Raw genomic sequence first — 7,713 nt, 5'->3', positions numbered from 1 at the left:
TATGCGCAATTGTTAATTTACTTTGAGGAAATTTTAAAGAATTATGTCTAACTTGTTTATGAGTTTACACACTTTGATTTACACAACCCGTAAATAAGCGCTCATTTTATCACAGAAACGATCCGGCAAGATATTGCCAATTTCGGTTGTCAATTCAGGACAATCGCAGGTGAACTACGAGGTTCGCAAATATAACTTGGGTACTCTAAAACATAACTAAGGTATGTTCGGAAGGTAACTGAGGGGCTCCCGGATATAACTTAGGGGCTCTAAAATATAACTACACCCTGAAAAAGTATAACTACAGGACGCTTTTTACATAACTCAGGGGCTCCAAAGTATAACTAAGGTACAAAAAAATTGAATGAGTTATGTTCGGAAGGTCGTGAGTTATGTTTGGGAGGGGGCACATGAAAGCGCGAAGACAGGAAGAAACGGGAAAAATATCGTTTTTCTGTTCCGTCAGGTTCTCAAACCTGACGGTTTTATGGATGCCGTGTTTTTCGTCGGATTTGAGAATCTGACGCGATGAGGGAGAAAAACGATGTCTGCTTGGAATCAACTGAATATCACGTGTTTTCTGATGAATCGGCTTGCGGAAATATGTCCGTTGGACAGTAATTTGATAACGCTGAGTTTGACATTTGCCGTGATTTTGGAGTTCGGAAGATTGATGATTATCTTTCCATAACCGGTGGTCTCGCCCGATTGCGAGAGCGAAACGAGGGCGTTGGATAATGTGTAGTCAAAGTTCTCTTCCGTCGAATTCACGATGATGATAACTGTTTTTTGGCTGTTGAACGCCATCAGGTACGTTCCGAAAAGGATGCTGGCAAAGAGCAAAGATAATGCGGTAATTTTGAACAGAGTTTTCATTGTTTTCCACTTTCTATTGAGTTTCACGATTTTAAAAGAACACTCAATAAGACGAAGCGAAAACCGAAAAAGTTGTCTTAAAACTTTCAGGTAATCAGGCAAGTGATTTCCGAACACTTTATTTGATCAGCGCCATCTTCCTCACTGAATGGAAAGATTTGTCAGTCGTTATCGATTGCGCCGAAAATCTGCAAATATATATTCCCGACGGCAGGTTTTCCGACGAAATTCGGAAAATGTGATAACCGGCAGATTGACGATCAACTGTATAAACGGCAACTGTCTTACCAACTGAATTGACGATTGTCAGATTGACGTCGCTCGTCGTCGGTAAAGCATACCGGAATGTCGTGACGGCGTTGAACGGATTTGGATAATTTTGCTCTAGCGCAAATACGGTTGGAAGATTCATTTCCGGCTCGACAACGGAGCCTGTCCGTATAGTAAAAATGGAGTCACTAAGATCGGCAATAAGCACGTCGTCCACGTCACGGATTTTAATACGGCAAATTGTCGATGCAAGCGTCGGGATTTTCCACGAATAAGTCAGTTAAGACGCCGGAACCCGCAATTTGATCGTCGCAAAATTTACGCCGTTATCAACAGAATACTGAATTCGAACATAATCGACAAAACTGCTTGTCCAAGAGATTGTGATCGTCGAACCGACTTCCAATACTTCGCCGCCGTTCGGATAAGTCACAGTGATCTTTTTCTGGAAGATGCCGAACAGCGCGTTGCTTTCGTCGGCGGTAATCGAATTATTCATATCGACGATCCGAACTTTGCAGGATTTCGATGCGACGTCGGCGGGCGTCTTCCATGAAAAATGACAGATGCTTGCATCGAGATTATCAGCGATGTCGATCCAGGTTTGTCCGCTGTCCGCTGAGTATAGCAATTTGATTTTCGAGAGATTCGATTGTTCCCATGTGATTTCATAAGTTGAATCGGGAATCCAGATTTCTCCGCCGTTTGGTGAAATGAGACGAACCGTTTCAGATGGATTATGAATTTTGATTCCATGAAAGGAGAAAGCGCCGATTCCCCGGCTGTTTTTCAACCACGGACCGTAATAATAACCGCTTCCATCGTTGTAATTTTGATCCGGTAAGTACGTGATCGTCTTAAAGAAATGCTGACTCCCAAGCGTCAGGATCACCGAATCGTTACGCGCTATTCCCGAGGCGATATTGCCGAATCCGTTATCGAGATAGAAATAGTCGGTCAGGCTTTCGTTCAATGTATCCGCCGGCCAGACGAGTTCGTAAGTATTATCGAAAGTTAGAGTAAGTTGAAGCGTTGCCGGATCGTAATTGGCGCTTTGAATGTTCGGCGGCAGATAATCGATTATATCCGTATATGCGCCATAAAAATCGGCGCGCATAACATCGAACAACCAGCGCGCCAACATTATATATCCTTCCTTGACGTAGTGACAACCATCGTGGCCGACTGCGCCGCATGTCGATAGCATCGTGATATTTGGCTCGGCGAGCGAGTCGGGAATCGTGCGTTGAATTTCGCGCAATTTGCTCATCCATGTTCCACCGCATCCGGGATGAATTTGATACACATAGACTTTTTCCGGTTGGAAATCAGTTTTCCAACCTTCCAGCAATGTCTTGAACCGGCCGAGCCATGCCACGGTGTTAATGGAATCGGCGTCATTCTCGCCCTGATACCAGATCATTGCACGGATTCGCGATAATTCGGCTTCCCGAACACGATAGAGGACTTTGCCATAAATCGTGTTCAGATCGGCGGGATTTGCCGAATTCGGAAGGTTTTCGCTGATGATGCTTCCGCCGGTTCCGCCGTTAATGATGCAGGATGGGACCTTTATTTCATCGGTTAGGAATTTCTGAAGTTCGAGCCCGAATACACCGACGTTCGGCCCGACTGAAGAGTAGCCGCGAGCGCGGCTCCAGAGCGTATCCGCCGGATTATATGGATAATAATTGGAATTGCCGACTTTCACGCCAAACGTCCGGCAAAATTCATTTTCATAGGTTTCCGTTGAAAGCGCATTATGTGAATTTGATTGTCCACAGAGTAAAAAGGCATCTCCGCAAACGATACTGTCACAGGTAACAATTAGAGTTTTTTGTGTGCCCGCTATAAGTTCGACATCGAATTTGTACTCGGACAATTCAGCATGGATTTGCGGTTTCAGGGAAAATGCAGCTTCGGAACCTGAATAGGCAAGCGGTTGGGCGATCTTTTTCCAGATTTCGCCGTTTCGATAGACAACCGTTTGGATGGAATCGTAACCGGTCGTCGTGACTTTTCCGGAAATGGCGACAGTCGCCGAATCGTTTTCATTTCGCGTATATAATTGAAAATGTTTAGGAATCGAAGAGAAAAGGACGTGCGAAGTATTCGTTCGCAAATCTCCGTCAGGTGTTGCTAGAAGAATCGTGGCAGTCAGTATAAACGTAAAAAATGTGATTAGTCGTTTGTTCATGAAAACCTCCGAAATTCTTCCTTCTTTTATCGTTTAATTTGTCGTAGGAATTCTACGACTTCTGGAATGCCGCCCTGATAGATCAGATAACCGTCGTACGGTTCGCGCTCGGTGATTTCTCCCGCGATGGACGTCAGCATGATTTCTTTAACTTTTTGCGGATCCTTTGTCTGACCGAGCGCCCAGCCGAGCTTGACGTACGCGACTTCCGGAAGGAGATTTGCCGCCGGAATGACGCCGAGTTGCATGATCTCGCGCCCGGTTTCATAAACATACATCTGGACATAACCCCACAATGTTTGAACCGTCATAAACACGGAAATTCCTTTATCGCAGGCGCGTTTCAGCGACGGATAAAGTGGCTTGTTGACGTGCCCGAGACCGGTTCCGGCGATGATGATACCGCGATAATCATTGTCGATGAGCGAGTCGATGATGTCAGGTTTCATGTTCGGATAATAATAGACGATGGAAACCTTTTCCTCGAATGCTGTGTTGAGCGTGACATTTTTATCAGGCCGGCGCCGCTGATAATCCTGTCTCAACGGAGTGATTTTCTCCCGATCAACCATTGCTAGTGGAATATCGCTGATCGTACGGAAAGTCGAGCGGTAACTGGAGTGCATTTTTCGGACGCGCGTGCCTCGATGCAGAAGCGCATATTGATCGGAAGTCGGTCCGAACATGCAAACCATCGTCTCAGCAATGTCACTTTCCGCGGCGGTTTTAACGGCGTGGATCAGGTTCGACGCCGCATCCGAAGAGGGACGATCGGAAGATCGTTGCGATCCAACCATGACAATCGGAACTGGTGAATTCTGAACCATGAACGAGAGAATCGCCGATGTGTGATGCATCGTGTCCGTTCCATGACCGATGACGATTCCATGCGTTCCTTTTTGGATTTCCGCGGCAATCGCCTGAGCGGTCGCGATCCATTGCTCCGGTCCCATGTTTTCACTGAAAACGCCAAAAAGCCGCTCGGTATCCAAATTACAATAATCGGCAAGTTCCGGAACCGATCCGTACAATTCTCCGGGTGAAAATGCCGGAATGACGGCGCCCGTCCGATAATCCAGACGGCTGGCGATCGTTCCGCCCGTTCCGAGTAATTTGACGTTCGGTTTCTTCGGATCGCGCGGAAATTCCTTTTCGGGAATCTGGTAATGCGCCTCTTTTCGTCCGATTTCCTTGATGGAACGAATCCGATTGAAGGCGATGCCGATGTTGTAACCATTTCGCAATTTTAAGACGACATGTTTGGCATCGGAAGTTTCACTGCGAGGCAGAATGATGCCTTTGAATTCGCCCTGATCGGTCAGAAGTTCAACGTCGCTCCAAACTTCGACCGAGTTTTCTTTTAAAACAGAAAGAACGGGATCGCGATAACCTTTATAGGGATTGTTGCTCATGAGCGCCTCCCATTTTTTACAAATTCACCGACGATGGGTAAGACGGTTTTCGCTGGAATCCTGAACTGGAATCGTTTCATTAACTTTCCTATAAAATAGCGGATGTTTGCCTCAATCTGCGGCGATTTTGGTGGTTCGGTTTTATCAATATCAACCAGCGCAGATAAAATCTCATCATGCGAAATTGAAATCGGTGAAAACGCTTCTATAATTATTGAGAGACTTTCATCCGATGTGAGAAATTGGCGGAGGATTCGTTCAGCGTTTGGGAGGAGCGAAGGATCGGAGACTATTTTTCCGAAAAACTCCGAAAAAACCGCAATGGTCAGTCTTTCCGTTGGTAATCCACAACGTCGCCATGCGACTATTTTTTCGAAGAAAATTCTTGCGCAGAATTTCGGTGAAAGATCGTTCGCTTCGATCAACCGATCGAAAAATAAAGCACGCGGCGAAGCGGCAATTGGAATGATTAGATGGTTGGGAATTCCAGCATCTCTATATCGAGTTCTACGCTCCCATATTGGGGGTGGAAGATTTTTTCGGAGGACTTCGACGCGCTCCGGCGGAAATTCCAGTGGCGGTAAATCCGTGTCCGGATACATGCGTTCCGGTCCAGGAAGGATTCGTTCGAAACCGTTCGTTCCATCAGCCAGCGCCTGCCGGGTTTCACCCGGAACTCCGATCATCGCTTCACGAGCGCGGATAATGATTTCTTGAATGGCGGTTTGCAAATCTTGTTCATTTCCCCAAACGATAACCAGCGCGTCCTGTGACGTTGCCGAGAAGAGTTTGCGGATTCTATTCCAGACATGACTTCCAATAGTTTCTTCGGTACTTTCAGAAGTCAAAATGTTCGGAAGTCGCGTGAGGCAAGCAATAACGCGGACGCGGTCGGAAATTTCTTTGGAAAAAACTTTTCCGGTTTGCGTCGGATAACTGAGAATGCCGCTGTAACCTTTTAAATTGACGCATGCGATTTTTTCATTGTGTTGCAATGCCCAGCGAATCGGGTCCCATTGCGTACTTGTCATCAGATGAGTCACATCGGCGGTTTCGGCTTTAAACGTCGATTCAGTGATTCCGCGCTCTCGTAAGTCGTCACGAATCAGTAGGAGTGATCGCTGACGCATGGCTTCATTGTAGATTAAAAGTGGAATGAGCGGAATCCGGTGGACGCCTTTGATTTCAATTCGCGTCCCGCCCTTGATGCTGACGTTTACATCTTGCCGCGCCGAGCCGATTCCAGTCCGAACAAATCCGGTACTTTTGACTAACCAGCGAAGAATATTCGCAACGTCGGCGACTTCCTGAGGCGTGTGCATTTCCGGACGCGTAACCGTTTCGATCAGCGGCATTCCGAGTCTATCTGTCCGATAAACGCGCCGATGACCGATGTCGCTAACTTCGCGGCAGGAATCTTCTTCAAGACCAAGCTGAATGAGGCCAATATTTCGGTTTTTGTAGGGAATGAAACCATCGACACCGACAATCGTCGTTCGTTGAAATCCGGTTGGAATGCTTCCGTCGAGATATTGTTTCCTTGCGATGTGAATTTCATTCACGAGTTTGTAATTCATCAGCATTGCGATTTGAAATGCGATTTCGAGCGCGCTTTGATTGATCTCAAAAGGCGGCGTGTCATCCATTTCATACGTGCAAACTGTCTCGCGATTGATTTGGTAGATGATTTCTTTTTTTGTCTTGAATTCCATTAAAGCGGTGCCGTCGTATTCGCCGAGTTCCGATAGCGTCGGACGCATGTGGCGGAGAATTTCCGCATCATATTCGGTCGAATAATGACCCGCAGGGCATCGGCAAAACAACTTTTTTTCCGTCAGGATTTGCTGATGTATTTCCAATCCTGACTGTAGTCCAAGATCAGCGTAATCTTCGTCAGTCATTTGTTCAAATGGCTTCATCATTTCCGTCATAAACCGTTTCTTTCTATCTGAGGAAAGGTAATTGTTTTAATCAAAATATTATTCATCATACGACGGGAAATTAAAAATAATGCTTCGGAAAACCAACTTGAAAAAGTTAAATAATTAACTTGTTCTTGTCCTATCGAAAGATGTGGGATGAAATTTCGGAATTCCTCATGTCGTAGAAAACAACTGGATTTAGTCGAATGTGATAAATATTTCTTGTATCTTGAATTTGGAATTATTAGTATTTCGTCAAATGATTATAAGTAGCATTAATAGCAAATAGGTAAGATGAAATCATCGTAAAGGAGTAGAAAGTGGAAAAAACAGAGGTTCGTGAACGAGTCAAATTGGTTGTAGCAAAAGTTTTGAAAATGGATGTCAGCGAAGTGTCCGACAATGCGAACTTTATCTTCGATCTCGGGGCAGACTCGATGCAGAGTCTGGAACTGGTTGCCGGATTCGAAGAAGAATTCGGATTAGAGATGGATGAAGACAAGGCCCTGAGAGTTCAGACCGTCGAGGACGCCGTGCAATTCATCGCTGGTTACTTAGGCTAATTTACAATTCGATTAGGAGCATTCATGATAACTCGGGCACAAATTCATCAACAGAACCTGAATAAAATATTCTATCCGGATTCGGTTGCTATTGTCGGCGCCAATAAAGTCGTCGGCACCGTTCCGTGCGATATCCTGATGAACATTCTGAAAGCGGATTTCAATGGAATCGTTTTTCCAGTGAGTCCGAAGGAGAAGTTCATCGCTGGCGTCAAAGCCTACAAATACGTCGTCGATATTCAGGATGAAGTCGATCTGGCGATTCTCGTCTTTCCCAGTTCCGTTTGCCACATGGCGCTGGAGCAATGCGGACAAAAGGGAATCAAATCGGCGATTATCATTTCTGCTGGATTTAAAGAAGTGGGAGAAGCAGGCGCCGTTCTCGAAAATCAGTTGAAAGAGATTGCTGTTCGATACGATATGTCGTTCATAGGTCCGAATTATCTCGGCGTGATCAACACTGATCCGCGATC

General features: G+C 45.7%; 7 protein-coding genes. 2 read left to right on the top strand and 5 right to left on the bottom strand.

Features of this window, described 5'->3' with window-relative positions:
• Positions 1 to 558: 558 nt before the first annotated feature.
• From COT43_11795 to COT43_11775, 5 genes are all read right to left on the bottom strand, one after another.
• Positions 559 to 993 (bottom strand): hypothetical protein, encoded by a 435-nt coding sequence (locus COT43_11795; protein PIS27196.1) that lies wholly within the window; start codon positions 991 to 993, stop codon positions 559 to 561.
• 1 nt (position 994) lies between these two features.
• Positions 995 to 1,288, bottom strand: coding sequence for a hypothetical protein (locus COT43_11790; GenBank protein ID PIS27195.1), 294 nt, complete (start codon positions 1,286 to 1,288; stop codon positions 995 to 997).
• A gap of 138 nt (positions 1,289 to 1,426) precedes the next feature.
• A complete protein-coding gene (locus tag COT43_11785; GenBank protein ID PIS27194.1) occupies positions 1,427 to 3,343 on the bottom strand; it encodes a hypothetical protein in 1,917 nt (638 codons plus the stop codon).
• A 26-nt stretch (positions 3,344 to 3,369) separates the two neighbouring features.
• Complete coding sequence (gatD, locus tag COT43_11780; protein ID PIS27193.1) at positions 3,370 to 4,755, bottom strand: Glu-tRNA(Gln) amidotransferase GatDE subunit D; 1,386 nt, start codon at positions 4,753 to 4,755, stop codon at positions 3,370 to 3,372.
• Positions 4,752 to 6,686 (bottom strand): Glu-tRNA(Gln) amidotransferase GatDE subunit E, encoded by a 1,935-nt coding sequence (locus COT43_11775; GenBank protein ID PIS27192.1) that lies wholly within the window; start codon positions 6,684 to 6,686, stop codon positions 4,752 to 4,754. The genes gatD and COT43_11775 overlap by 4 nt, the downstream gene beginning before the upstream one ends.
• Before the next feature lie 311 nt (positions 6,687 to 6,997).
• Here COT43_11775 and COT43_11770 point away from each other — a divergent pair, with 311 nt between their 5' ends.
• Together COT43_11770 and COT43_11765 are read left to right on the top strand one after the other, a co-directional pair.
• A complete protein-coding gene (locus COT43_11770; GenBank protein PIS27191.1) occupies positions 6,998 to 7,240 on the top strand; it encodes an acyl carrier protein in 243 nt (80 codons plus the stop codon).
• Positions 7,241 to 7,264: 24 nt separating this feature from the next.
• On the top strand, positions 7,265 to 7,713 hold a 449-nt coding region (locus COT43_11765), incomplete at its 3' end, for an acyl-CoA synthetase (GenBank protein PIS27190.1).

This window comes from Candidatus Marinimicrobia bacterium CG08_land_8_20_14_0_20_45_22, from assembly GCA_002774355.1.
Lineage (GTDB): Bacteria > Fidelibacterota > UBA2242 > UBA2242 > UBA2242 > 0-14-0-20-45-22.
Note: the sequence above shows the minus strand (reverse complement) of the source record. Positions and strands in the feature narration are given on the sequence as shown.

What these genes read in the sequence shown, in the direction of transcription:
- COT43_11790 (PIS27195.1), bottom strand. Translation starts at nt 1,288, where the DNA reads ATGAATCTTCCAACCGTATTTGCGCTAGAGCAAAATTATCCAAATCCG.
- gatD (PIS27193.1), bottom strand. Translation starts at nt 4,755, where the DNA reads ATGAGCAACAATCCCTATAAAGGTTATCGCGATCCCGTTCTTTCTGTT.
- COT43_11785 (PIS27194.1), bottom strand. Translation starts at nt 3,343, where the DNA reads ATGAACAAACGACTAATCACATTTTTTACGTTTATACTGACTGCCACG.
- COT43_11775 (PIS27192.1), bottom strand. Translation starts at nt 6,686, where the DNA reads ATGACGGAAATGATGAAGCCATTTGAACAAATGACTGACGAAGATTAC.